Source organism: Bacillus sp. 22190, from assembly GCF_052045575.1.
In the GTDB taxonomy this organism is placed as follows: domain Bacteria; phylum Bacillota; class Bacilli; order Bacillales; family Bacillaceae; genus Bacillus; species Bacillus altitudinis.
In genome coordinates this window covers 1-808 of the sequence record NZ_JBQEPF010000042.1, presented here as the reverse complement: position 1 = coordinate 808, position 808 = coordinate 1, and the positions used below count along the sequence as shown (strand labels likewise).

Below are 808 nucleotides of genomic sequence, written 5' to 3'. Positions count from 1 at the left end.
GAAGAATATAAAGATGAGCCGGAAGTGAAAGAAAATTACCTTAAAAGTTTTACTAAGGAGGAACGTGAACAGTATCTGAGAGACATTGGAGAAAAAGAGTAAAACAGGTACTAGCCGACCTGTTTATATTTTGTCAAATTCAATAGTCAGCTGATTAAAGCTCATGAAGGAGTTTTGCTTTTTATGAAAAATATCATGAAATTTTCTATCATAATTGTGGTTGCCGTCATCTCCGTAACTGTGTTTGTTGTAGAGTACATTCATCAGAGTTTTTCAGATGAAGTAGTGCAAGAGAAAAGCAATCAAGAAAAGGCCGAAGAATTCGCAGAAAAGATGAAACCAAAAATTGAAGAATATTTACATGAAAAAGATATTCACAACTTTATTAAAACCATCACATTTAAAAAAAATGTATCTATAAGCCCTATGGGTTATGTCACAGTTGATGGATATATAAATAACGATGCTGAAAAATATCATTTTTCTGCATCATTAATATACAAATCTAATGAAATAGGTTCGATGAGTCATTCTCCTGATTTATCATATCGCTTTAAAGACTGGGATAAATATAAAGATGAGCCTGAAATAAAGGAAAACTATCTTAAACGACTCTCTGAAAAAGAACGTGAACAGTATCTCAAGGATATTGGGGATAAATAACAAAAAGTTAATGAATTACCTTTTTTATTTTTCATTATTAAGAAGGAGGCAACGGTAGACATGAAAAACACAATAAAACTTGTATCTGTTTTGGTCGTTATCATCATTGTCTCAGTGACTTCGTTAATCACTCAGCACAATAAGC

At 31.7% G+C, this 808-nt stretch carries 1 protein-coding gene; it reads left to right on the top strand.

The window, feature by feature from the left end; genetic code table 11:
• Positions 1-183 precede the first annotated feature (183 nt).
• Entirely contained in the window at positions 184-663 is a 480-nt protein-coding gene (locus ACTJKA_RS19915) for a DUF1433 domain-containing protein (protein WP_171465939.1), read from the top strand.
• Positions 664-808: the final 145 nt, after the last annotated feature.

Excerpts from the sequence above, each read along its gene's own strand:
- ACTJKA_RS19915 (WP_171465939.1), top strand. The coding sequence starts at position 184 with ATGAAAAATATCATGAAATTTTCTATCATAATTGTGGTTGCCGTCATC.